Source organism: Mesorhizobium sp. M0751 (genome assembly GCF_040320265.1).
In the GTDB taxonomy this organism is placed as follows: Bacteria; Pseudomonadota; Alphaproteobacteria; order Rhizobiales; family Rhizobiaceae; genus Mesorhizobium.
Genome location: NZ_JAMYPH010000003.1, coordinates 410931 through 435829 on the forward strand (window position 1 = coordinate 410931; position 24899 = coordinate 435829).

At 62.3% G+C, this 24899-nt stretch carries 25 protein-coding genes; 20 read left to right on the forward strand and 5 right to left on the reverse strand.

What is annotated here, in order from left to right:
* The 13 genes from NKI19_RS07275 to NKI19_RS07335 all read left to right on the forward strand — a co-directional run bounded on the left by NKI19_RS07275 (position 1) and on the right by NKI19_RS07335 (position 13786).
* Positions 1-567 (forward strand): helix-turn-helix domain-containing protein, encoded by a 567-nt coding sequence (locus NKI19_RS07275; protein WP_352490299.1) that lies wholly within the window; start codon positions 1-3, stop codon positions 565-567.
* A gap of 1 nt (position 568) precedes the next feature.
* Positions 569-880, forward strand: coding sequence for a hypothetical protein (locus NKI19_RS07280; protein WP_352490298.1), 312 nt, complete (start codon positions 569-571; stop codon positions 878-880).
* Between the two features lie 21 nt (positions 881-901).
* On the forward strand, positions 902-1429 hold the full coding sequence (locus NKI19_RS07285; protein ID WP_352490297.1) for a GNAT family N-acetyltransferase: 528 nt from the start codon (positions 902-904) through the stop codon (positions 1427-1429).
* A 219-nt stretch (positions 1430-1648) separates the two neighbouring features.
* Positions 1649-2809 (forward strand): PcfJ domain-containing protein, encoded by a 1161-nt coding sequence (locus tag NKI19_RS07290; RefSeq protein WP_352490296.1) that lies wholly within the window; start codon positions 1649-1651, stop codon positions 2807-2809.
* Positions 2810-3160: 351 nt separating this feature from the next.
* Positions 3161-4912 (forward strand): acetolactate synthase 3 large subunit, encoded by a 1752-nt coding sequence (locus tag NKI19_RS07295; RefSeq protein ID WP_352564512.1) that lies wholly within the window; start codon positions 3161-3163, stop codon positions 4910-4912.
* Between the two features lie 66 nt (positions 4913-4978).
* Positions 4979-5551, forward strand: coding sequence for an acetolactate synthase small subunit (gene ilvN, locus NKI19_RS07300; RefSeq protein ID WP_023676680.1), 573 nt, complete (start codon positions 4979-4981; stop codon positions 5549-5551).
* Positions 5552-5671: 120 nt separating this feature from the next.
* Positions 5672-6268 (forward strand): LysE family translocator, encoded by a 597-nt coding sequence (locus NKI19_RS07305; protein WP_352490294.1) that lies wholly within the window; start codon positions 5672-5674, stop codon positions 6266-6268.
* Positions 6269-6435: 167 nt separating this feature from the next.
* The gene (locus NKI19_RS07310; protein ID WP_352490293.1) at positions 6436-7686 is read left to right on the forward strand and encodes an efflux RND transporter periplasmic adaptor subunit; all 1251 of its coding nucleotides are present in this window, start codon (positions 6436-6438) and stop codon (positions 7684-7686) included.
* Complete coding sequence (locus NKI19_RS07315) at positions 7683-10841, forward strand: efflux RND transporter permease subunit (RefSeq protein ID WP_352490292.1); 3159 nt, start codon at positions 7683-7685, stop codon at positions 10839-10841. Before NKI19_RS07310 ends, NKI19_RS07315 begins: the two co-directional genes overlap by 4 nt.
* Positions 10842-10897: 56 nt before the next feature.
* Positions 10898-11503 carry a nitrile hydratase subunit alpha gene (nthA, locus tag NKI19_RS07320; protein ID WP_352490291.1) on the forward strand — a complete coding sequence of 202 codons (606 nt, stop codon included), beginning with the start codon at positions 10898-10900 and terminating at the stop codon, positions 11501-11503.
* Positions 11500-12159 carry a nitrile hydratase subunit beta gene (nthB, locus tag NKI19_RS07325; RefSeq protein WP_352490290.1) on the forward strand — a complete coding sequence of 220 codons (660 nt, stop codon included), beginning with the start codon at positions 11500-11502 and terminating at the stop codon, positions 12157-12159. Before nthA ends, nthB begins: the two co-directional genes overlap by 4 nt.
* Positions 12160-12178: 19 nt before the next feature.
* Entirely contained in the window at positions 12179-12511 is a 333-nt protein-coding gene (locus NKI19_RS07330; protein WP_352490362.1) for a nitrile hydratase accessory protein, read from the forward strand.
* A gap of 147 nt (positions 12512-12658) precedes the next feature.
* Positions 12659-13786, forward strand: coding sequence for an ATP-dependent DNA helicase (locus tag NKI19_RS07335; protein ID WP_023720791.1), 1128 nt, complete (start codon positions 12659-12661; stop codon positions 13784-13786).
* Between the two features lie 9 nt (positions 13787-13795).
* On the opposite strand, the gene NKI19_RS07340 is transcribed toward NKI19_RS07335, so the two are convergent.
* A complete protein-coding gene (locus NKI19_RS07340) occupies positions 13796-14200 on the reverse strand; it encodes a SpoIIAA family protein (RefSeq protein ID WP_352490289.1) in 405 nt (134 codons plus the stop codon).
* A gap of 114 nt (positions 14201-14314) precedes the next feature.
* Between NKI19_RS07340 and NKI19_RS07345 the strand changes: the two genes are divergently transcribed.
* The 3 genes from NKI19_RS07345 to NKI19_RS07355 all read left to right on the forward strand — a co-directional run bounded on the left by NKI19_RS07345 (position 14315) and on the right by NKI19_RS07355 (position 19144).
* Positions 14315-15055, forward strand: coding sequence for a pyridoxine 5'-phosphate synthase (locus NKI19_RS07345; protein WP_352490288.1), 741 nt, complete (start codon positions 14315-14317; stop codon positions 15053-15055).
* 98 nt (positions 15056-15153) lie between these two features.
* Positions 15154-17067 (forward strand): potassium transporter Kup, encoded by a 1914-nt coding sequence (locus NKI19_RS07350; RefSeq protein ID WP_352490287.1) that lies wholly within the window; start codon positions 15154-15156, stop codon positions 17065-17067.
* Between the two features lie 157 nt (positions 17068-17224).
* Positions 17225-19144 (forward strand): potassium transporter Kup, encoded by a 1920-nt coding sequence (locus NKI19_RS07355; protein WP_352490286.1) that lies wholly within the window; start codon positions 17225-17227, stop codon positions 19142-19144.
* A gap of 41 nt (positions 19145-19185) precedes the next feature.
* Here the strand turns inward: NKI19_RS07355 and NKI19_RS07360 are convergent, their stop codons facing one another.
* Positions 19186-20076 carry an SDR family oxidoreductase gene (locus tag NKI19_RS07360; protein ID WP_352490285.1) on the reverse strand — a complete coding sequence of 297 codons (891 nt, stop codon included), beginning with the start codon at positions 20074-20076 and terminating at the stop codon, positions 19186-19188.
* A 136-nt stretch (positions 20077-20212) separates the two neighbouring features.
* Here NKI19_RS07360 and NKI19_RS07365 point away from each other — a divergent pair, with 136 nt between their 5' ends.
* Positions 20213-20623: a winged helix-turn-helix transcriptional regulator gene (locus tag NKI19_RS07365; RefSeq protein WP_352490284.1), complete on the forward strand. Its 411-nt coding sequence runs from the start codon at positions 20213-20215 to the stop codon at positions 20621-20623.
* Positions 20624-20733: 110 nt separating this feature from the next.
* On the opposite strand, the gene NKI19_RS07370 is transcribed toward NKI19_RS07365, so the two are convergent.
* Complete coding sequence (locus tag NKI19_RS07370; protein ID WP_352490283.1) at positions 20734-21459, reverse strand: glutathione S-transferase family protein; 726 nt, start codon at positions 21457-21459, stop codon at positions 20734-20736.
* A 1-nt stretch (position 21460) separates the two neighbouring features.
* Positions 21461-21766 carry a Rieske (2Fe-2S) protein gene (locus NKI19_RS07375; RefSeq protein ID WP_352490282.1) on the reverse strand — a complete coding sequence of 102 codons (306 nt, stop codon included), beginning with the start codon at positions 21764-21766 and terminating at the stop codon, positions 21461-21463.
* A gap of 100 nt (positions 21767-21866) precedes the next feature.
* Between NKI19_RS07375 and NKI19_RS07380 the strand changes: the two genes are divergently transcribed.
* A complete protein-coding gene (locus NKI19_RS07380) occupies positions 21867-22319 on the forward strand; it encodes a MarR family winged helix-turn-helix transcriptional regulator (protein ID WP_352490281.1) in 453 nt (150 codons plus the stop codon).
* Between the two features lie 29 nt (positions 22320-22348).
* On the opposite strand, the gene NKI19_RS07385 is transcribed toward NKI19_RS07380, so the two are convergent.
* Positions 22349-22777, reverse strand: a complete 429-nt coding sequence (locus tag NKI19_RS07385; RefSeq protein ID WP_352490280.1) for an anthrone oxygenase family protein — start codon at positions 22775-22777, stop codon at positions 22349-22351.
* A gap of 156 nt (positions 22778-22933) precedes the next feature.
* Between NKI19_RS07385 and NKI19_RS07390 the strand changes: the two genes are divergently transcribed.
* Both NKI19_RS07390 and ilvC read left to right on the forward strand, forming a co-directional pair.
* Positions 22934-23587: a TetR/AcrR family transcriptional regulator gene (locus tag NKI19_RS07390; protein ID WP_352490279.1), complete on the forward strand. Its 654-nt coding sequence runs from the start codon at positions 22934-22936 to the stop codon at positions 23585-23587.
* 135 nt (positions 23588-23722) lie between these two features.
* Complete coding sequence (gene ilvC, locus NKI19_RS07395) at positions 23723-24742, forward strand: ketol-acid reductoisomerase (RefSeq protein ID WP_023676662.1); 1020 nt, start codon at positions 23723-23725, stop codon at positions 24740-24742.
* Positions 24743-24899 lie beyond the last annotated feature (157 nt).

The window sequence follows — 24899 nt, forward strand, 5'->3', positions numbered from 1 at the left end:
ATGGATGATATAGCGAACGATATATCCTCGACCATCGGCAGAAGAATACATGCCGAAAGGGTGGTTCGCAGCTGGTCCCTGGCTGAATTGGCGGAGCGGTCCGATGTCTCGAAAGCCATGCTGAGCACGATAGAGCGCGGCATGACGAGCCCGACGGCGGCACTCCTCGTGCGCATTGCGGCCGCCTTCGGCATGACGCTCTCCACTTTGATAGCAAGGGCGGAATTGCAGGGCGGTGGCCTGCTTCGCGAACGTGACCAGCCGGTCTGGAGCGATCCGGCTACGGGCTATGTGCGGCGGCACCTTTCGCCGGTTTCGGACATGCCGCTCGAACTGATCCGCGTCCAACTGCCGGCGGGCGCCAAGGTCAGTTTCCCGGCGGCGTCCTATGCCTTCATCAAGCAACAGATCTGGCTGATCTCCGGGCGGCTGGAATTCACCGAGGGCGACATCGTTCACAGGCTCGAACCCGGCGACTGCCTGGCGCTCGGCGCTCCATCCGATTGCGTCTTTCACGCTCCGGGCCCGGGCGCCGCCGACTATCTGGTTGCGTTGGCCAGGAGCTGAGGTGAAGGCGCGCCGTCCGAAACGCTCCGACAATGGCGGTCCGCCGCTCGACGACTATAACGGTCCGCCCTGGGGCAAGGGCGATCCCTATGTCTTTCTTGCCTGGCGGACCGCCCATGCCCAGGCATGGAAAGTGCCGAGCCGCGAGATCATGCTGATGCGGCTGGACAAGGCCGAGCGGCTGGGCCTGACCTATGAGGAATACACGCTCGAACTGCTGGAACGAGGGCGACATCTGCAAGAGGAAGACGCCGATCGCATCGCGGAAATCCGCCGGGCCAGGAAGCGGAAGCGGACCAGTCATTTCGACTGACGGACGGCGCAGGGGAACCACATGAGTTCGATCGAAATCAGGCCACTCACCGGTACTGACGGAACGCAAAAAATGCTGGCGGATCTGCTGATCGGTACAGTCGCTGCCGGCGGCTCGGTCAGCTTCATGCATCCGCTGGCGCCAGAGATGGCCGCGGCCTTCTGGAACAAGTCGCTTCAAGCGGCCGCCAGAGGCGAAAGGGCGGTGCTTGGAGCCTGGAACGGCGAGGCGCTGGTCGGCACAGTCACCTTGCTGCTCGACTGCCCTCCCAACCAGCCGCACCGGGCCGAGATCGCCAAGCTGATGACCCGCCTCGATTACCGCGGCAAGGGCATAGCAACCCGCCTGATGGAGGCGGCGGAAGTCGTTGCCATGGAGAAAGGCCGTACCCTGTTGGTCCTCGACACGGCAAAAGAAGAGGGGGCTTCCGGCCTCTATGAAAAGCTCGGCTTCACGCTGGCCGGCGAAATACCGGATTATGCGCTGAAGCCGCATGGCGGGCTCACAGCTACCCTCATCTATTGGAAACGCATCGGCCGGACACGGTGATGGCGACGACGATGCACCTTTGCAACACCCGTCAGACTATGGAGGGCGTGGAAAGAATAGCTCTTGCGTCAAATTGGCGGCGAGCTTAGAGAAGCCGCCCATTCTGATCCGTCGTCCTGAAAGGAGACCTGTCAATGACCCGGCGATCCAGATCGACACATTCCGTGCCGACGCTGGAATTGCGTGCGGCTGACAGAGTTCCAATCGGGAAGAACGGCCATGGCAAAGTCCATGATCCAGCGCAGGCAGGATGCCGAGCGCGAACGCATTGAAGCATATGCCGTGACGCTGCGGCGGGTTTTTCCCGTCCCGCGTCCCGCTCCGGATTTCGAGCGGGCGCTCGACGAGGCACGTCGCCGGTTTGCCGGCATGGCGATCCGCGACGGCGCGCTGTGGCGTCCAAAGCTGAAGACGCGCGACCCCGCGCGGCTGCGGCTGGCCGCGGCGCGTCATCTCTATGCGCGCTACCCGGTTACAGCCGCGCTCGAGGGTATCTGGCTGGACAGCTCGGGGTTGAATGCCGAAGAGATTGCGCTTCGCAAGGCTTGGTATATCGCAGTGGCGCGTGGTGACTCTCTCTACAAGGCGGGCGCCTGTGCGTGGCTGTCTCGCAAGGAGGTGCATTGCTTCTTGAACTTGCCCGGCGATTTCACGTTGGACGAGGCGTTTTGGGTGGCGATCGCCCGGTCCTACACGGATGATTCCGGGTTGGCGGCCCGACTTGCCAAGTCGAAAATCGCGCGCACGCCACGTAACGATCTGGCCTTCTGGCGCGAGGTGACACGGTTCTTCTGCGGACAGCCCGCGTCGAAGGAGGAGATCGACGATCTATGCGACTATATCGGCGCCGTGCACCAGCGCGATGCGGCGTACAGCCTGAAGGGTCGCACGCTCGCCTCGCTGCGTCGGCAGATGCTGGAATGGTATCGAGACATTGCCGCGATCGAACGCATCGAGGCAATGCGCCGCCGCGCTGCCGGGCGGGCCACGCGTACTGCCGGGACGCAGTCGCAGGGCCGCGCCTGGGACGGCTCGCGCCTCGACGACTGGGACTGGCAGCCGTCGACCAAGGAGGCAAAGGCGCATGGCGAGCGTTTCTTCGTCCGTCAGTTGAAGACAGCCGAGGATCTGGTCGCCGAGAGCCGGGCGATGCATCATTGCGTCTCGATATACGCGGCCAAATGCATCGCCGGCAATGCCTCGATCTGGGTGCTGCGGCGCTCGGCGCTCGGCAAGATCGAGCGGTTGCTGACGATCGAACTCGACCCGCAAAACCGTGCGGTGCAGGTGCGCGGTTTCGGCAATCGTCTCGCCTCGCTCGAGGAACGCAAGATCATCGAGCGCTGGGCCAAGGCGAGGGGGGTGGTGCTCTGCGCCTGAAACGGAAAACCCGCGCGGCGGAAAGGCCGCGCGGTTGCACAATGGGCGGATGTCCCGAGTCAGGCCAAGTGCACATTCGCCGTTGACAGCGGCGTCAAACCAATTCTATTGTCCGCCACCATGAAAAAGGCACTCATTCTCGTAGGAAAGCGCGTGGGCAAGGCGGTGTAACCGCCGGGCGATGACCTCCCATGCGCAAGACACAGGCTCCCTCGGGGGCCTTTTTTATTGCCCGAAATACGACTAAACGACCAGCAATCGCCCGACGGCGAACAGTATGGGACCAGACCGATGAGCAGTGGACAGAATGAGCGGCGCGAAATGCCAAGAACCGAAATGCCAAGAGCCGAAATGACTGGCGCCGAAATGGTGGTGCAGGCGCTGAAGGACAATGGCGTCAAGCATGTTTTCGGCTATCCGGGCGGCGCGGTTCTGCCAATCTACGATGAGATCTTCCAGCAGGACGAGGTCGAGCACATCCTCGTCCGTCACGAGCAGGGCGCGGGCCACGCGGCGGAAGGCTACGCGCGCTCGACCGGCAAGGCCGGCGTCATGCTGGTGACCTCCGGGCCGGGTGCGACAAATGCGGTGACGCCATTGCAGGACGCGCTGATGGACTCGATCCCGCTGGTCTGCCTGACCGGCCAGGTGCCGACTTCGCTGATCGGCTCGGACGCGTTCCAGGAGTGCGACACGGTCGGCATCACGCGGCCCTGCACCAAGCACAACTGGCTGGTGAAAGACGTCAACGAGCTCGCGGCAACGATCCACGAGGCCTTCCATGTGGCAACCACAGGGCGTCCCGGTCCGGTTGTCGTTGACATCCCGAAGGACGTTCAGTTCGCCAGGGGTATCTATGTCCCGCCGCAGACGGCGCCGCGCACCAGCTACCAGCCGAAGGTCCAGGGCGACCTGGAAAAGATCAAGGCGGCGGTCGAGCTGATGGCCGGCGCCAGGAAGCCGATCATCTATTCGGGCGGCGGCGTCATCAATTCCGGCCCGGAGGCGAGCCATCTGCTGCGCGAGCTGGTCGACCTCACCGGCTTTCCCATCACCTCGACGCTGATGGGCCTTGGCGCCTATCCGGCGTCAGGCAAGAACTGGATGGGCATGCTCGGCATGCACGGCACGTATGAAGCGAACATGGCGATGCACGATTGCGACGTCATGCTCTGCATCGGCGCGCGCTTCGACGATCGCATCACCGGGCGGCTGACGGCGTTTTCGCCGAACTCGAAGAAGATCCACATCGACATCGACCCGTCGTCGATCAACAAGAACGTCCACACCGACGTGCCGATCATCGGCGATGTCGGGCGTGTGCTGGAGGATCTGGTGCGGCTGTGGCGGGCAACCGCCAAGGCCGACAAGAAAGCGCTTCACCCGTGGTGGGAGCAGATTGCCAAATGGCGCGCCCGCGATTCGCTCGCCTACAAGATGAACCACGAGGTGATCATGCCGCAATACGCCGTCCAGCGGCTCTATGCGCTGACCAAGGACCTCGACACCTACATCACCACCGAGGTCGGCCAGCATCAGATGTGGGCGGCGCAGCACTATCATTTCGAGAAGCCGAACCGCTGGATGACCTCCGGTGGGCTGGGCACGATGGGCTACGGCCTGCCGGCGGCACTCGGCGTGCAGATCGCGCACCCGGATGCGCTGGTCATCGATATCGCCGGCGACGCTTCGGTGCAGATGACGATGCAGGAGATGAGCGCGGCGGTGCAGCACGAGGCGCCAATCAAGATCTTCATCCTCAACAACCAATATATGGGCATGGTGCGGCAATGGCAGCAGCTGCTGCACGGCAACCGGCTGTCGCACTCCTACACCGAGGCGATGCCAGATTTCGTCAAGCTCGCCGAAGCCTATGGCGGCCACGGCATTCGCTGCGACAAGCCGGACGAGCTCGATGACGCCATCAAGGAGATGATCGCGGTCAAGAAGCCCGTCCTGTTCGACTGCCGCGTGGCGACGCTCGCCAACTGCTTCCCGATGATCCCGTCGGGCAAGGCGCACAACGAGATGCTGTTGCCTGACGAGGCGACCGACGAGGCTGTGGCCAACGCGATCGACGCCAAGGGCAGGGAACTGGTGTAGCCTGGTTCAAGGAAGCTGTGCGAAAACAGCGGATTAGCGCAAAAGTTTGAAACCGAGATTCATGTCATGAACGCACAGTTGCAACCGACCGGCTCCGCCTATTTCATCGCCAAGGAGACGGAAAAACCAGAGAACCACACGCTTTCGGTCCTCGTCGACAACGAGCCGGGCGTGCTTGCCCGGGTCATCGGCCTGTTTTCCGGACGTGGCTACAACATCGAGAGCCTGACGGTCTCGGAAACCGAGCACGAAAAGCACCTGTCGCGCATCACCATCGTGACGCGCGGCACCCCGCATGTGCTGGAGCAGATCAAGCACCAGCTCGAGCGTATCGTGCCGGTGCACCGCGTCGTCGATCTCACCGTGCGGTCGCAGGAATTCGGACAGGAGCGGCCACTGGAGCGGGAACTCGCGCTGGTCAAGGTCGCCGGCACCGGTGAAGCCCGCGTCGAGGCGCTCCGGCTCGCCGATGCATTCCGCGCCAGCGTCATCGATGCCAACACCGAACATTTCATCTTCGAGATCACCGGCAAGGGCTCCAAGCTCGATCAGTTCATCGCCATCATGAAACCGCTCGGGCTCGTCGAAATCTGCCGTACCGGCGTGGCGGCGATGAACCGCGGCCCGCAAGGGATGTGATCGTCCGACGCTTTGCTCTATCTCGTCGCATGCCACCGATCGCATTGCCGGCCGCGCCCGGGACAGCGTTTGTGGATCCGCCGTAAGGGGCAATGGTGGTGGCTTGATTGGGGGAACACCATGACCTTTGACGCATTCTTCGCCCTGCTGGTCTATGCCTTCGTGACCTCGATCACACCGGGCCCGAACAACTTCATGCTTCTGGCATCGGGCCTGAATTTCGGCTTGGTCAAGACCGTGCCACACATGCTCGGCATCGGCTTCGGCTTCCTTGTGCTGTTGCTTGCCGTAGGCTTCGGGCTTGGCGCCGTGTTGACGGCCTTTCCGGTGCTGCACACCGGGTTGAAGATCGCCGGCGGCCTCTACCTGCTTTATCTCGCCTGGAAGATCGCCGTGTCGCGCTCGCTCGGCGGCGAAGGCGAGGCGAAGGGCCAGCCGATGCGCTTCATCGAGGCGGCGGCTTTCCAGTGGGTCAATCCCAAGGCTTGGGTGATGGCGATTACAGCCATGGCCGTCTATACCAATCCGGAACGCCCGTTTGTGTCCGTGGTGCTGATCGCGGCCGCGTTCGCCGTCGTCATGCTGCCGAGCATTTCGACCTGGGCCGGTTTCGGCATGGCGCTGCGCGGTTTTCTGGCGGATGCGGCGCGGCTCAAATGGTTCAACATCGCCATGGGCGTGATGCTTGCGGCGACGCTGTGGCCGATGCTGCGTTAGCTGCGTTCTATTGTGCACTGCACATTAAATCTTCGTAATGACGGGTTTTGGCCCTTTTTCGCCTTCGGCATCCTCTATTATCTGGCAAAAGCGCGGCAAGAGGCTGCGAGTTGAGCTAGACTGCGGCAACCGGATAACGGCGTGTCGGATTGAGAGGCCTTTTGTCGATGCGCGGAAAGATCGTGTTTGCGGTGATCGCTGCAGCCTGCGTTGCCGCGGCGTGGCTCTATCTTTCGCCCAGCGCAATGAGCGGTCTTCAGCAGATTCTGTCGGCGAAGCAGACGACGGCGGCCGCGGACAAACCCGCTGCAGCGGCAAATGCCGCGCGTTCGACTTCGGTGGTTGCCGCCACCGCTTCGACGGCCGATTTCCCGGTCCGGCGCTATGCCATCGGCTTCGTGTCCTCTCCTGCCGTGGTCAGCATCAACGCACGGGTCTCGAGCCAGATCGTTGCAATCGCGGTCAAGGACGGACAGATGGTGAAGGCCGGAGACCTTCTGTTCTCGCTGGACGATCGCTCGTTGAAGGCGCAACAGGCACGCGATCAGGCAACGCTCGCGAAAGACCAGGCACTGCTTGCCAGTGCGACGGCCGATCTTCAGCGCGCCAAAAATCTCGTCGCCAGGCAGGCCGGGACACAGCAGACCTACGATCAGGCCGTCGCGGCGCAGAAATCCGCCGCGGCCACCGTCGACGCCGACAAGGCAACGATCGATGCTGACCAAATCCAGCTTGGCTTCGCTACGATCAAAGCGCCGATCTCCGGCAGGCTTGGGGCCGTCAGCGTCGCGGTGGGCGACCTCGTCACCACCAGCAACGGCAGCAGCACGTCGACCCCGCTGGTGACAATCACGCAGATCGACCCGCTGCAGGTGAACTTCAATCTTCCGGAAAGCGATCTTGCCTTGCTGCACAAGGCGCTGGCGGCGCCGCAGCAAGGTGCGGTAACGCTGACCAAGGACGGTGACCCGAAGCCGATCGGCAAGGGAACGCTGGATTTCGTCGATTCCAGCGTGGACACGGCGTCCGGCACGATCGCAACGCGGGCCAGCGTGCCCAACGCCGATCTTTCGCTGTGGCCGGGCCAATATGTCAACGTCGTGCTCGAGGCCGGCATCATGCCGCAAATGACGTCGGTTCCGACGGTTGCCGTCCAGCCCAGCCAGAAGGGCCCGTTCGTCTATGTGATCAAGCCGGACAACACCGTTGAAATGCGGCCGGTGCAGGTCGCGCTGACAGAAGGTGCCAACACCGCGATTAGTCAGGGTTTGAAAAGCGGCGAGCGTGTCGTCGTCGAGGGCCAGACCAAGCTGAAAAACGGCGCGGCGGTGCGCGAAGGCAAGGCTTCCACCGGCACCGGCGATCAGGCGGCTCCGAAGGTCGCCGAGGCTGACCGGACGGGCGGAACAAGGCCATGATTTCCGAATTCTGCATCCGCAGGCCCGTCGCCACGCTGCTCATGTCGTTCGCCCTGGTTCTGGGCGGGCTATTTGCTTACAAATTCCTGCCGGTCGCCGCGCTGCCAAGCGCGGAATTCCCGGTTGTCAACGTCTCGGCCTCGCTGCCCGGAGCCTCGCCGGAAACCATGGCGACCTCGGTGGCAACGCCGCTGATCAAACAGTTTGCCACTATCGCAGGCATCGATTCGATCTCGACGACCAACTCGCTCGGCTCGACCTCGATCGCCATTCAGTTCGTGCTTAACCGCGACATCGACGCCGCCGCCGCCGATGTGCAGGCGGCGATCGCACGCACGCAACGACAATTGCCGCCGGAGATGACCAGCCCGCCGAGCTATCGCAAGGTCAATCCAGCCGACGCGCCGATCCTGCTGATGTCGCTGGTCAGCGACACCATCCCGCTGACCGATCTCGACGCCTTTGCCGAGAATGTGATTTCGCCGTCGCTGTCGACGATCGACGGCGTTGCGCAGGTTTCGATCTACGGCCAGCAGAAATACGCCGTGCGCGTCCAGATCGATCCGACGGCGCTCGCCGCTCGCGGCATCTCGATCGACCAACTGCAGACGGCCATTGCCTCGGCCAACAGCAACACCCCCCTCGGCGTGCTCAAGAACAACAAACAGCAGCTGACAATCACCGCGAACACGCAGCTCACCAATGCGGCGGGGTTCTCCAACATCATCGTCGCCACAAAGAACGGCCATCCGGTGCGGCTCGGCGAGGTGACCCGCGTTATCGATTCGGTCGAGACCACGACGACGGCAAGCTGGTATGACGGCACCCGCGCCATCATCATGGCCGTGCAGCGCCAGCCGGATGCCAACACCGTCGATGTCGTCGACCGTGTCAAGGCGATGCTGCCTTCCTTCGAGGGTCAGATGCCTGCGGCGGCGAGCATCCAGTTGCTCAATGACCGTTCGACGTCGATCCGCGAGGCGGTCGACGACGTGCAGTTCACCCTGCTGCTTACCATCGCGCTGGTGGTGATGGTGATCTTCCTGTTCCTGCGCCGGGTAACGGCGACGGTCATCCCGGCCGTGGCGGTGCCGATTTCGCTCATCGCAACGCTAGGCGTGATGTACCTGTTCGGCTTTTCCATCGACAACGTCTCATTGATGGGGCTGACACTGGCGGTCGGCCTTGTCGTCGACGATGCCATCGTCATGCTGGAAAATATTTTCCGCCATATGGAGGAGGACGGGCTCTCGGCCCTCGAGGCGTCGCTCAAGGGCGCCCGCGAAATCGGCTTCACCATCATCTCGATCTCGATCTCGCTGGTCGCCGTGTTCATTCCGGTGCTTTTGATGGGCGGCGTGATCGGACGCATCTTCAACGAATTCGCAGTGGTGGTGACGGTCGCCATCCTGGCGTCGATGTTCGTCTCGCTGACACTGACGCCGATGCTGTGCTCGCGGCTGTTGTCGTTATCGAAGGGCGAGCAGAAGGCGGCGCATGGCGAGGACCATAGGCAAAACGCCTTCATGCGGGGCTACGACAGGCTGCTGACATTCTGCCTGCGCCACAATTTCCTGGTCTTCCTTGTCTTCCTGGTAACCGCCGGGCTGTCGGTGTGGCTGATCCAGATCTCGCCGAAGGGCTTCTTCCCGCAGGAGGATATCGGCCAGGTCTCGGTGACGACCATTGCGCGCCAGGATATTTCGTTTGACGCCATGGTGAAGCTTCAGGGCCAAGTGGCGGATGTCTTCACCCATTCGCCCTACGTCGCCCATGTCGGCTGGTCGGCGGGCAGTGGAAACAATGCGCTCAACCAGGGCCAGCTGTTTGTGCAGCTGAAAGACAAGGACCAGCGACCGAACATCGACAAGGTGCTTTCGGACCTGCGGCGCCAGCTTGCCAATGTGCCGGGCATCGAAACCTATATGCAGCCGGTGCAGAACCTGCGGCTCGGCGCGCGTTCTTCCGCGAGTGCCTACCAGCTTGCCGTACAGGGCCTCGATACCGGCCTGACGAACGTCTGGGCGCAAAGGCTTACGGACGCAATGGCTACCGATCATGCTGCCTTCACCGACGTCACCAATGACCTGCAGAACAACGCGCTACAGGCGACGCTGGTGATCGACCGCGACAAGGCATCGACGCTTGGCGTCGATACCGACACGTTGCGTTCCAGCCTCTATGGCGGTTTCGGCACCCAGCAGGTTTCGACCATCTTCGGTTCGGCCGACAGCTATAAAGTAGTCATGGAGCTCGACCCGAAGATCGAGTGGTCGCCCGAACGGATGCTGGCGATCAAGGTGAGAACGGCGAGCGGCAGCCTGGTGCCGCTCGGCGCGTTCGCGCGTGTCGATCGGACCGCCGGTACCCTGACCGTTAATCAGCTTGGCCAGCTTCCGGCAGTGACCATCTCCTACAATCTGCCGCAAGGCGTGGCCCTCGGCGACAGCGTGAGCCATATCAATGCGCTGAAGGAAAAGATCGGCATGCCGCCGACGATCTCGACCACTTTCTCGGGCACGGCGAAGACCTTCCAGGATTCGCTTTCCAACCAGGGACTGCTGATCGGCGGCGCGATCCTGACCATCTATATCGTGCTCGGCATGCTCTATGAGAGCTTCATCCACCCGCTCACCATCCTGACCGGGCTTCCGTCGGCGGTGCTTGGCGCGCTGGTGGCACTGCGGTTGGCGGGGATGGATTTGTCGGTGATCGCTGTGATCGGCATCCTGATGCTGATCGGCATCGTCAAGAAGAACGGCATTATGATGATCGACGTGGCGCTAGAGCTCAGGCGCGAGGGGATGTCGCCCGTCGAATCCATCCACAAGGCCTGCCTGATGCGCTTCCGACCGATCATGATGACCACGCTTGCCGCGCTGATGGGCACCATCCCGATCGCGCTCGGCACCGGTGCCAGTGCGGAACTGCGCCAGCCTCTTGGCGTGGCGGTGGTCGGCGGTCTCGTCGCTTCGCAGGCACTGACGCTGTTCGTCACGCCCGTCATTTACGTCTACATGGAGCATTTTTCCGGCTGGCTCGTCAGGTTGTGGGCGCGGCGCCGGGGCGAGCCGAGCCCGGTCGAAGTGGTCGACCAGCCGTCACTGTTCGACGAGGAGGAAGAACCGGTGCCGCAGAAGGCGGCAGCCGAATAGCGCTGGCCCAAGCCGTGGTGCTTGCGGCCGGGGGCCCGCGATCGTAATTTGACGTCATGCCGCATGACCATGACCACGACAACGAGCTTGATGCTTTTGCGGCGCGTGTGCGCGCACTGGAGACGATTCTAACCCGCAAAGGCCTGATCGATCCGGCGGCGATCGATGTCATCGTCGACACCTACGAGACCAAGATCGGGCCGCGCAACGGCGCAAAGGTGGTGGCGAAGGCTTGGGTTGATCCCGGGTTTGCCGCATGGCTGAAGCGTGATGCGACGGCGGCCATCGAATCGCTCGGCTACACCGGCCGGCAAGGCGAGCACATGCAGGCGGTGTTCAATACGGCCGACACGCACAACCTCGTCGTCTGCACGCTATGCTCCTGCTATCCGTGGTCGGTGCTTGGCCTGCCGCCAGTCTGGTACAAGGCGCCGCCCTACCGTTCGCGCGCAGTGATCGATCCGCGCGGCGTGCTCGAGGAATTCGGCCTGACCTTGCCGGCGACGACGACAATCCGGGTGTGGGATTCGACCGCCGAGCTGCGCTATCTGGTGGTGCCTATGCGCCCCCGGGGTACGGAGGGCTGGGATGAGGCACGGCTCGCCGATCTGGTGACGCGCGATGCCATGATCGGCACGGCGTTGGCGCGGGAGCCGGCATGAACGGGCCGCAGGATCTCGGCGGCCAGATGGGTTTCGGGCCGGTCGCGCCCGAACCGGACGAACCCTATTTCCATGCCGACTGGGAAAGGCGGGCGCTGGGCGTAACGTTGTGCGCCGGCGCCATGGGCGCCTGGACCATCGACGAGAGTCGGCACGCGCGGGAATCGCTGCATCCAGCGGACTATTATGCCTCCAGCTACTACCAGATATGGATCAAGGCGCTGGAGGTGCTGCTCAAACGCCACGGTTTCGTCAGCGACCGCGACCTGGCTACGGGCGACGCAGTCGACCCGGCAGCGACACCCAAACGGGTGCTGAAGGCTAAGGACGTTCCGGCGGTGTTGGCCAAGGGCGGGCGTTGCGACCGGCCTGTCGCCACCCCACCGCAATTCAAGGCAGGCGACCTCGTGCGAACCAGGAATTTTCATCCGACCGGCCATACCAGGCTGCCACGCTATGCTCGCGGCAAACAAGGCGTCGTCGAGGCTGTGCGCGACGGCTTTGTCTTTCCCGACACCAATGCGCACGGCCAGGGCGAAAACCCGCAATGGGTCTATACCGTGGCCTTCACCGGCGGCGAAATCTGGGGCGAGGGCGCCGACCCGACACTTGTTGTGTCGATCGATGCCTGGCAGAGCTACCTTGAGCCGGCGTGAGACGGGCTCAGTCGCCGCCATGCTGCCCGCCGGTTTCGAGGCGCCGGTTTTCGCCGAGCCGTGGCAAGCAGAGGCCTTTGCCATGACGGTGGCACTGCACGATAACGGGCTGTTTTCGTGGAGTGAATGGGCGGATGCTTTGTCGGCAGAGGTGAAGCGGCCGGGCGCCGCGCGCGACGGTCACGATTACTACGAGCACTGGCTGGTGGCGCTGGAAAAGCTGCTTGCTTCGAAAGGTCTGGCCGCGAAGACCGATGTGGACGCGATCGCCGCTGCCTGGGAGCGCGCCGCGCACGCAACGCCGCATGGCAAGCCGATCCTTCTGGAGAACGATCCACAGCAGGCTGTGTAAGCTGCGGTCGCGTGGTCTTGTTCTCTTTACGTTCCTGTTCGTCACTGATAGCCTGACCCTGTCGCAGCGGCGTAATTGCCGGCGATGAAAATTGATGGTGACGGCAGTCACCTTGTCTTTCCCTCGCGAATCCGGTCTGTCGCGCTGATGGAATTCTCTCCTCAACAGGACGAGGCGCTGAAGGCGGTGGCCGGCTGGCTGAAAGCCGGCAAGCCGCAGCTGTTCAGGCTGTTCGGCTATGCCGGCACCGGCAAGACGACGCTGGCGCGCTATTTCGCCGAGCATGTCGACGGCCAGGTGCAGTTCGCCGCGTTTACAGGCAAGGCGGCGCAGGTGCTGCGTTCCAAAGGCGCGGTCAATGCCCGTACCATCCATTCGCTGATCTACCGGCCGAAGGGCGAAGAATCGGTAGCGGACGAGGTGACCGGCAAGACATCGATGTCGCCGACATTTTCGCTTAACCGGCAAAGCCCGATCTCGCGGGCCAAGCTCGTCGTCATCGACGAATGCTCAATGGTCGACGAGCAACTCGGCCGTGACCTGATGAGCTTCGGCACGCCGATCCTGGTGCTCGGCGATCCCGGCCAGTTGCCGCCAATCTCCGGCGGCGGCTTCTTCACCGACCATGAGCCGGATATTCTGCTCACCGAAATCCATCGCCAGGCGCGAGACAACCCGATCATCCGGCTTGCGCTTGACGTGCGCGAGGGCCGCGAGTTCATGCGCGGCGACTATGGCGCGGCGCAAGTGATCGGCAAGGAAGACGTCACCCAGGAACTGGTGCTGAAGGCGGACCAGGTGCTGGTCGGCACCAATCGTACGCGCCGCCGTTATAACCAGCGGCTGCGCGAGCTGAAGGGGTTCAACGCCGATTATCCGCAAGCCGGCGACAAGCTGGTCTGCCTGCGCAACGATCCGGCCAAGGGACTGCTCAACGGCTCGCTGTGGAAGGTGATGACCTCGTCGCGCGAGACGGTCAAGCCCGGTATCAATCTGCTGGTTTCGCCGGAGGAAGACGACCCGGATCGCGGCGTCGCCAAGATCAAGCTGCTCAAGGCGGCGTTCGAAGATCCGGACGCCGACATTCCCTGGCAGCAGAAGAAGCGTTTCGACGATTTCGACTACGGCTACGCGCTGACCGTGCACAAGGCGCAGGGCTCGCAGTGGAACGAGATCGTGCTTTTCGACGAAAGCTGGGCGTTCAAGGAAACGCGGCAGCGTTGGCTCTACACTGCCATCACGCGCGCGGCCGAACGGCTGACGATCGTCCGATAGGTGGCGGTATCAGCGCTGGGCGATCGGTCTGGCGCCAAGCCATTCCCAGGCGGCGGCTTCGTCCTCGGCCTCGAAATGCCGGAGTTCGATAGGTAAAGAGGCGGGCAAAAAGGCTCTTGCCTCCACTATCCAGTTCGGCTCACCGACCGCCGCGCAGCGGCTGATATGCTCCACCGCATGAGCTATGCCCTGTTCGATCGTCTCGTCCGATACGTCGGTCCAGTCGACACCCTCATGATCGATCAGGCGCACCAGCACATCGATTTTCGGGTGCAGCGCGTAGGCCGCCTCCAGCAATCCGAACAGATTTTCGGCGTCAGCCGCGGTGACATGGCCGACGACATCGATGGCGAAGAGATCTTCGCGATCGGTGTCGATGCGGCGCACCGCCGGCACGTCTTCGAGAAAATTCAACAGGGAACTCCTTGCGCTCGATTTCTCGTTCCCCCTTGGAACACCTGAAACCCTCTGTCTGTTCCCCCTAAAGACGGTATAGATGCGCGCCGAGATCAGCCTGGAACCGTGCAAATGCCTGCAAAGCTTTCCGTCAACCTCAACGCCATCGCCATGCTGCGCAACCGGCGGGACCTGCCGTGGCCAAGCGTGACGGGGCTCGGACGCATCGCCCTTGCCGCCGGAGCGCACGGGCTGACGGTGCACCCGCGACCCGACGAGCGGCACACCAGGCATTCCGATCTGCCTGAGACCAGGGCGCTGATCGACGACGAGTTCCCGAATGCGGAATTCAACATCGAGGGCTATCCGACCGAGGAGTTCCTGGCACTTGTGGAAAAGCATCAGCCCGAGCAGGTGACGCTGGTGCCCGACGACCCGGCGCAGGCGACTTCCGACCATGGCTGGAACTTCGCCGCCGAGGCTGCGTTCCTGACACCGGTCGTCAAGCGCCTGAAGAAGGGAGGCTTTCGCGTGTCACTGTTTTCGGATCCGGATCCCGCTGGCGTGAAAGCCGCTCGCGACACCGGCGCCGACCGGATCGAACTCTATACGGGTCCATATGGCAGCTATCATTCCGATTCGGCAAAAGCGGCGAAGGAATTGGAGAAATTGGGAAAGACGGCGGATGCCGCACTTGCTGCAGGGCTCCAGGTCAATGCCGGGCACGACCTTGTGGTGAGCAATTTGCCGGCACTGGCAAGGCGCATCCCGGCATTGGCCGAAGTGTCGATCGGACATGGGTTGACAGCCGATGCGTTGGAGTATGGCATGGCCGCAACGGTCAGGCGGTTTCTGAAGGCTTGTGGCTGGTAGAGGAGAGAGGCGAGCCGATGGGCCGTGCGTTCCCGGCATGGCAGCGCGTTCTTTCCATCCCCGCAGCATAGCACCGCACGTCTATGGGAGTGTCGTCCATGGCCCTTGCCAACGCTGGTAGCGAGGCAGAATCCATCGAGCAATCCAGCCACTCCAAGGCCGAGCAGCACAGCACCAGAGTTTTGATGCTGGGCGCGTTGGGCGTGGTTTACGGCGATATCGGCACGAGCCCAATCTACGCGTTTCGGGAAGCGCTGCACGCATCGTCGGGACCGGTAGCGCGCAACGATGTCCTCGGCGTGCTGTCGCTTATCGTTTGGGCGCTAACGATCATCGTCACGATAAAATACGTCGCTTTCGTGCTCAGAGCAGACAACAAGGGTGAGGGCGGCACGCTGTCGCTGATGGCGCTTGCACGCAACGCTTATCCAAAGGGAGCCCGGTTCATTCTGGGGATCGGACTTTGCGGCGCGGCGCTTTTTTTCGGCGACGCCATCATAACGCCGGCCATCTCCGTGCTTTCGGCAGTCGAAGGGCTGGAAGTGGTGACCCCGACGCTCGAAACCTTTGTCGTTCCGATCACCTTGCTCATCCTGGCAATGCTGTTTGCCGTGCAACGCTTCGGCACCAGCAGGGTGGCGGCCGTGTTCGGGCCGGTGACGGCAACGTGGTTCCTGGCCATCGGCGCCGCCGGAGTCTATCATCTGCTGGACGACCCGTCGGTCCTGCTGGCGATCAATCCCTATTACGCAGTCGCTTATCTGGCCAATACGCCCACCGGCGCCTTCGTCACGGTCGGGGCGGTGTTCCTGGCGGTCACCGGGGCCGAGGCGCTTTATGTCGATCTCGGCCATTTCGGGCGCAAGCCGATCGTGCTGGCGTGGTTCTCCGTGGTGTTCCCTTGTTTGCTCCTCAATTATTTCGGACAAGGCGCGTTCGTTCTGGCCAACGGCGGCAAACCCACCAATCCATTCTTCCAGATGCTGCCCGATTGGGCCCTGATGCCTATGGTTGGCCTTGCGACGGCAGCGACGGTGATTGCCAGTCAGGCAGTGATCTCCGGCGCTTTCTCGCTGACCCGCCAGGCGGTGCAGCTCAATCTGCTGCCGCGCATCGAGGTGCAGCATACGTCCGAGATGCAATCCGGCCAGATCTACATGCCGCGGGTCAATCTGGTGGTCGCGCTGGGTGTGATGTTGCTGGTGGTCGGCTTTGGCAGTTCGAGTTCGCTGGCTTCCGCCTATGGCATTTCGGTGACTGGCGAAATGCTTATGACAACCATCCTGCTGTTCGTGGTGATGCGGTTCCGGTGGAAATGGCAGCTTGCGCTGGCGGCGGCGCTCACACTGCTGTTCGGCACGATCGACACCGGATTTTTCCTCGCAAACGTCGTGAAGGTCCTCGAAGGCGGGTGGGTGTCGATCACGGTCGCTTGCGGCATGGGGCTGATCATGTCGACATGGATCCGCGGCAGCCGCTATTTGTTCGACAAGACGCGCCGGAACGAGATCCCGCTCGATTTCCTTGCCGGCAATCTGCTGAAGAAGAAGCCGCATCTGGTGTCGGGCACCGCGGTGTTCCTGACCAGCGATCCGCTGAGCGCGCCGACCGCCCTGATGCACAGCCTGAAGCATTACAAGGTGCTGCACGAGCAGAACGTCATCCTTTCGGTGGTGACGGCACCGCAGCCTGTCGTGCCCGACAGCGAGCGCGTCAAGATGGAGACGGTCAACGAACTGTTCATGCGGGTGACGCTGACCTTCGGCTATATGGAGCAGCCCAACATTCCACGTGCGCTGGCGATCTGTCGCAAGCAGGGTTGGAAGTTCGACATCATGACGACATCCTTCTTCCTGTCGCGCCGTTCGCTCAAGGCCTCGCCCAATTCCGGCATGCCGGTCTGGCAGGACAAGCTGTTCATCGGGTTGGCGCGCTCGGCGGCCGACGCAACGGAATATTTCCAGATCCCGACCGGACGTGTGGTTGAGATCGGGACGCAGGTGGCTATTTAAAAACGTGTCCGTTGCGACATTCCAGGTGGTCTGCCGATGGGACTGAGTCTGCCAAGTCTGGAGGACTCGCAATATCGGGACGGAGCCATTACGTGACGGCACTTGATATTGCAGTGCAGCAAGCGTAGAGCACCGCCCGCTTACCGGAGTGTCGTCCATGGCCCTTACCAATGCTGGTAACGAGGCAGAACCTATCGAACAATCGAGCCATTCTGAGGTCGAGCAGCACAGCACCAAGGTGCTGATGCTGGGCGCGCTCGGCGTGGTTTACGGCGATATCGGCACCAGCCCGATCTATGCATTTCGCGAGGCGTTGCATGCATCGGCCGGTGGTAACGTCGCCAACCGTGGCGACATCCTCGGCGTGTTGTCGCTGATCATCTGGTCGCTGACGGTCACCGTCACCATCAAATACATCATGTTCGTGCTCCGCGCCGACAATCGCGGCGAGGGCGGGGTGCTGTCGCTGATGGCGCTGGCGCGCAACAGTTTCCCGACGCGCTCGGCGGTGATCCTCGGCATCGGCATCGTCGGCGCGGCGCTTTTTTTCGGCGACGCAGTCATTACGCCGGCGATCTCGGTGCTATCGGCGGTCGAAGGTATGAATGTCGTCACGCCGACCTTCCAGCCCTATGTGGTGCCGCTGACACTGGCCATCTTGGCGATCCTGTTTGCGGTACAGCGATTCGGCACCGGCGGCGTAGGTTTGGTGTTCGGGCCAGTCACGGCGCTGTGGTTCCTGGCCATCGGCCTTTCCGGCATTAACCACATCATCGCCGATCCGGAAATCCTGCTGGCGATCAGCCCGCATTACATCGTGTCGTTCCTGGTCAACTCGCCCGACGTCGCCTTCGTCACGGTTGGTGCGGTCTTCCTCGCCGTCACCGGCGCCGAGGCGCTCTATGCCGACCTCGGCCATTTCGGCCGCAAGCCGATCGTGCTCGCCTGGCTGGCAATCGTGTTCCCATGTCTGTTGCTCAACTATGTCGGGCAAGGCGCCTTCGTGCTGGCAAATGGCGGCGTTGTCGGTCATCCATTCTTCGAGATGAACCAGGGCTGGACGCTTATTCCGATGGTCGTGCTGGCGACGGCGGCGACCGTGATCGCCAGCCAGGCGGTGATCTCCGGCGCTTTTTCGCTGACCAGGCAGGCGGTGCAGCTCAACATGCTGCCGCGTTTCGTCATCCAGCACACGTCGGAAAAACAGTCGGGCCAGATCTATCTGCCGCGCATCAACCTGATGCTGGCGCTGGTCGTGATGTTGCTGGTGGTCGGCTTCGGCGAATCCAGCCGCCTGGCCTCGGCCTACGGTATTTCGGTGACCGGCAACATGCTGGTGACGAATATACTGCTTTTTGTTGTGATGACGCGCATCTGGAAGTGGCCGCTCGGCGTCGCGGTCGCCTTGATGGCGGTGTTCGCCTTCGTCGATACCGGCTTCTTTGCCGCCAACATAGTCAAAGTGTTTGAAGGGGGCTGGTCCTCGCTGGCCATCGCCGCAGTTATCGTGATGACCATGTGGACCTGGATCCGCGGCAGCCGCTATTTGTTCGACAAGACGCGCCGGAACGAGATTCCGCTCGATTTCCTCGCCGGCAATCTGCTGAAGAAGAAGCCGCATCTGGTGTCGGGCACCGCGGTGTTCCTGACCAGCGATCCGCTGAGCGCGCCGACCGCCCTGATGCACAGCCTGAAGCATTACAAGGTGCTGCACGAGCAGAACGTCATCCTTTCGGTGGTGACGGCACCGCAGCCTGTCGTGCCCGACAGCGAGCGCGTCAAGATGGAGACGGTCAACGAACTGTTCATGCGGGTGACGCTGACCTTCGGCTATATGGAGCAGCCCAACATTCCACGTGCGCTGGCGATCTGTCGCAAGCAGGGCTGGAAGTTCGACATCATGACGACATCCTTCTTCCTGTCGCGGCGCTCGCTCAAGGCCTCGCCCAATTCCGGCATGCCGGTCTGGCAGGATAAGCTGTTCATCGGGCTGGCACGCACGGCGGCCGATGCGACGGAATATTTCCAGATCCCGACTGGACGTGTCGTCGAGATCGGGACGCAGGTGGCTATCTAAACAAATGGCCGTGCCTCTGAAGGGCACGGCCATTGTGAGGCTCAGCTCACCAGAGCCGCCTTGTTTGCTTCAAGAAATTGCTTTAGCGGCTGCGGCTTCCTGCCGGACAGCGTCTCGACCGCGTCGGTCACCATGCTGATGCGGCCGGAGCGCGTATTGGTGTCGAAGGAAACGATGACGGGAGCGAAAGCCTCGGGAACGCCGGCTGCCTTCAATCCCTCGGTCAGCGCTTCATCCGAAAGCTGGACAACTTCGATGGGCTTGCCGGTGACCTCGGTGACGAGGGCTGCAATCTCGGCCATCGTGTGGGCCTTGGGGCCGGTCAGCGTGTATGTCGTGCTTTCGGTTGCGCTCGAAGCGAGGCCGGCGGCGATCGCGGCAGCCATATCGTCGCGCGCGCCATGGGCAATGCGGCCGTCTCCAGCGGACGTGTACCACTGCCCCGAGGCGATGGCGTGCGGCAGCGCCATAAACAGGTTCTCCTGATACCAGCCGTTGCGGAAGATGGTGTAGGGGATACCGCTCGCTTTGATCGCCTGCTCGGTGCCGTGGTGATCGGGCGCAAACAGCACCGGCGATCCTGGCTCTGGATTGGGCATCGACGTGTAGAGCAGATGCGAAGCGCCGGCGCTTTTTGCGGCGGCGACCGCAGTCTCATGTTGCTTCAGGCGCTTGCCCGGAAGGGCGAGCTCGTTTGTCGAAATGATCAGAACCCTGTCGGCGCCAGTAAACGCACTGGCCAGCGATGCGGTGTCGTCGAAATCGACCGCCCGGATGGTGACACCTCGGGCCGCCAGATCGGCCAGATTTTCCGGATTGCGGGTGGCGGCGATGATGCGCTGAGGCGCGACCTTGAGCGTATCAAGCAGATGATTGATGACGCCGCGGCCAAGCTGGCCGGAGGCGCCGGTGACGAGAAGGGTGTCGGTCATGAAAGGTCCTGACGTTGCGCCGGAGCGGCGGGTTCATATGCTAGTCTCAAAAAGAGACCAGCACTAAAATAGGAATTGACCCATCCCCGTAAAGAAGGCAGTTTTGCGGGAGGTAGGCACACCCAGGGAACCAGCCATGGACGGCAAGATCGTCAATCTGAGATCGAAGCTCGAGATATATAAAGCAGGCAGCGGTGGCGGAAACCTTGCGGATTGCCCGGTTCGCGACGTGATCCAGGGCATAAGCAATAAATGGAGTTCGCTGCTGATGGAGGCCTTGGCCGAGAAGCCGTACCGCTTTGGCGAGTTGCGGCGCCTCGTGCCCGATATTTCACAGCGCATGCTCACCCAGACGCTGCACGATCTGCAGCGCGACGGCTATGTGCATCGCCAGGTGTTTCCGACCAAACCGCCGAGCGTCGAATACAGCCTCACCGATCTCGGGCGCTCGATGTTTGGACCCTTGCATCAGCTGATCCAATGGGCCGAGCTCAATCACGGCGCTGTACGCGAGGCGCGTGCTTTCTTCGACGCTGCCGAAGACTGAAGCCGAAAAGCCGAAGACAACGACCTGACCAGAAACAGTGCCGGGTGGCGAGGCTGACACAGATTCCCCCGCAGCTTGTTGCCGCGACGGTGATCGCGTGGCCGATCCGTTCAAGCCGATCGGGCTTGCGGAAGCGCTATGGTCGAATCGCCTTGGCGGATGATTTCCGAAAGGTGCGAATCCTTAGCCTGCAAGAATGCATGGAGGCGTTGCGGATAGTCGGGAGCGACCGCGTCCTTCACCGATTGGCGTTTGCGCAACGCCTTGCGCCAAGCCGCGACAAACGGCTTTCCGTTCAGGATGCCGAAATCGCCGATCCGGTCGAAGACGTCGAAATAGCGGAAAATCGGCCCGTAGACCGCATCGACCAGCGAAAAGCGCTCGCCGGCGAACCATGGCCCGGCCGCGCCGTTCGCCAGTTCCACTTCCAGGCGATCGAACATTGCCGACAGAGTCCCGCTTTCGGCGAGGAAGGCGCTTTCGGTCGGCGCTGAATAGAAGCGGCCGATGGCGCTGAGGATTGCCGAGCCGAACTCGATCCAGGCGCGATGCCGGGCACGGGCATAGGGGTCGGTGGGATGCAGCGGATTGGGCTGGGTTTCCTCGAGGAATTCGAGGATGACCGCCGATTCGAAGATCACCGTTTCCTGACCGTCATGCTCAACGCGAAGCAGCGGCACCTTGCCGAGCGGTGATATCGCCTTGAACCAGGCAGGCTTGTTGGCGAGATCGACGGTGATGCGTTCGAACGGCACGCCCTTTTCGCGAAGTGAAATCGCCGCGCGCTGCACATAGGGACAAAGATGATGGCTGACGAGGACGAGCTTGTCGGTCATCTCACTCTCCCCAGACATAGTTCAAGACGCCGTCCTCGACGCGGGTGGAGAGGAACATCAGGCGGGAGCCCTTCGGCGCCGGGCCTTCGAGGCGATCACCGTTCGCCATGTCGAACGAGGCGCCGTGCCACTGGCAGACGAGCTTGCCGTCCTTGCAGTCGAGCGGGCCACCGAAATGCAGGCAGACGTTGGCGGCGGCGCGGATACGTTCGCCGTTGCGGTAGACATGGACCTCGCGGCCGAAAAACGGAGCGATGAGGCTGCCTGTTTCCGGAATGTCGGCGATCCTGCAGATTTCATGCTTCATCGGAATTGCCTCTCGTGATTGATGCGATTGCATCTATATAGATGCATTTGCATCGATCGTCAAGCTTGATGCAATTGCATCTATCACTTACGATGCAATCATGACTGGGATTCCTTCACCTCCAACCATCAAGGCCTGGGCCCGCCTGATGCGGGTTTCGCGCCAGTTGTTGGAACGAGCCGAGGACGCGCTGAAGGACAGTGGCCTGCCGCCGCTTGCCTGGTATGACGTCCTGCATGAGCTTGCCGAGGCGGGCGAGGGCGGATTGCGGCCGTTCCAACTCACCGAGCGTACCTTGTTTGCGCAATACAACATCTCCCGGCTGCTGGCGCGGCTCGAAGCCGACGGGCAGGTCGAGAAGCTTCCAGTTGCCGATGACGGCCGCGGGCAAACAGTCCGCATCACAGACAAGGGACGCGAGACGCGCCGCCGCATGTGGGCCGTCTACGGCCGGTCGATCGCGGAGTTGGTCGGTTCCCGGCTTTCCAATGATGAGCTCGATGCGCTGTCAGCTCTGCTTGGGCGCCTGCGAGATCCGCCCGCCCCGGAGTGACATGCCGAAGATGGCGTGGACCTGCGAGGTCAGGCACTGGCCCAGAGGAATGCCAGCGTCGCCAGAACGCCAAGCCCGACGCGGACCAGATGCAGATGGCCCCATTTGACGAGCAATGTCCGAGCTTCAGGATTGACGGTGTTCGCGTCCATCGCCTCCAGCAACCTATTTGCCGGCATCATCACCAGCAGCGTCCATGGCCAAGGGAGGATGATCAGCACGGCGCCGACCAGATAAGCGAGACTGCCGGTCAGCCACCACGCGACCAGGCCCAGAATACAGGCGATGACGGCGATCGAGGCCTGCATGGCGGCGCCGCGCTTGTAGGAAGGCTGCCATTCCTGCAGCAATGCCTTGTCATCGAGGCGAAGCCGCGCCGGCTGCTCGGCGACGCTGACGTAGATAGCCGCGCCCGCGAACACTGCGGCAACGGTTAGGGCAAGCAATCCGGCGAGCATGATCCGTGTCTCCCGTGATGCCCCGCATGGAGCGCGCCACAGAAATAAGGGCTTGCGTCGGGTCGGGCAATACGCCATAAGCCGAACCGTAACGTACGGTACGCCGTCGAGCTGGTATCTGAACTGCGGGTGAGTTTGCCTCCTGAGGAAAAGACTGTGTTGCACGCTGTGACCGACATCGACGCCAGCGAGGCGCTGACGGAGCGGCAGAAGGACGTGCTCGACGCCGCCCTTCGCCTGCTGGTCGAAGAGGGCGATCAGTTGACCATGACCGCCGTGGCGCGGCGGGCGAGCTGCTCGAAGGAGACGCTCTACAAATGGTTCGGCGATCGCGACGGGCTGTTGACGGCAACGGTACAATGGCAGGCGTCCAAGGTGCGGGTAGTGCCGGTCGACCGCAAAGGGCTCGACCTCGCTTCGCTGACGGCGAGCCTCGAACGCTTCGCTTCGGACTGGCTCAAGGTGATTTCCAGCGATACGTCGATTGCGCTGAACCGGGTGGCGGTCGGCCATGCTAGTTCGGGGAAGGACGATCTTGGCGCCATCGTGCTGGAGAATGGCCGCTTCGCGCTGGCCAGGCGCCTTAAGCCGGTGCTGGAGGCAGGCAAGGAAGCTGGTTTCCTCGAGTTTTCCGACGCTGAGACGGCGTTCCGCACCTTTTTCGGGCTGGTCGCCCGTGACGTGCAGATCCGCCTGCTGCTTGGCGACCGGCTGGAATTGACTGATGCGGCGATCGGCGGCGATGCCGTCCGGGCGACGCAGCAGTTTCTCGCTCTTTACGGGGCAAAAACCGGGCCGCAAGGCCCATAGAGCCGGATGATTTCAGGTCGAATCGACCTGAAATCTGAATCCGGCTCTACACCTAGAGATGGAGCATGATGTCGTCCGAAAACCGCTTCACACCTTTCGGCATCATGCTCTGGTTCAAAACGGGAAGGAAGAAAAATGCGTGTCTATTACGATCGCGATGCCGATCTCAACCTGATCAAGGGCAAGAAGGTCGCCATCATCGGCTATGGCAGCCAGGGCAGGGCGCATGCCCTTAACCTCAAGGATTCCGGCGTCAAGGACATCGCCATCGGCCTCAAGGCCGGCTCGGCGACCGCCAAGAAGGTCGAGGCCGACGGGCTCAAGGTGATGAGCGTAGCCGATGCCGCCAAGTGGGCCGACCTGATGATGATGGCCACGCCCGACGAGCTGCAGGCCGACATCTACAAATCCGAGATCGCGCCAAACATCCGCGATGGCGCGGCAATCGCCTTCGCCCACGGCCTCAACGTGCATTTTGGCCTGATTGAGCCTAAAGCTTCGGTCGACGTCGTGATGATCGCGCCGAAGGGTCCCGGCCATACGGTGCGCGGCGAATACCAGAAGGGCGGCGGCGTGCCGTGCTTGGTCGCGGTCAACCAGGACGCTTCGGGCAATGCGCTCGACCTGGCGCTCTCCTACGCCTGCGGCGTCGGCGGCGGCCGCTCGGGCATTATCGAGACCAATTTCCGCGAGGAGTGCGAGACCGACCTGTTCGGCGAGCAGGTTGTGCTGTGCGGCGGTCTGGTCGAATTGATCCGCGCCGGCTTCGAGACGCTGGTGGAAGCCGGCTACGCGCCGGAAATGGCCTATTTCGAGTGCCTGCACGAGGTCAAGCTGATCGTTGACCTGATCTACGAAGGCGGCATCGCCAACATGAACTATTCGATCTCGAACACCGCTGAATGGGGCGAATACGTCTCGGGCCCGCGCATCATCACCGCCGAGACCAAGGCAGAGATGAAGCGCGTGCTGAAGGATATCCAGACCGGCAAGTTCACCTCGGAATGGATGCAGGAATACCGCGCTGGCATGTCGCGCTTCAAGGGCATCCGCCGCAACAACGACAGCCACCAGATCGAGGAAGTCGGCGCCAAGCTGCGCGCGATGATGCCGTGGATCTCGAAGAACAAGCTGGTTGATAAGGCCAAGAACTGATCGCAATTTCACTGCCGATCAAGAAAGGCCGGCGGAGCGATCCGTCGGCCTTTTCGCATCAAGATTGTGTGGTTTCCAGGCTTCTGGACAGGCGCACTATCCTCATCACCGTGATATGCCTGTGCGGGGCATGGCACAAAAGTGCCAAGGGGGTGAG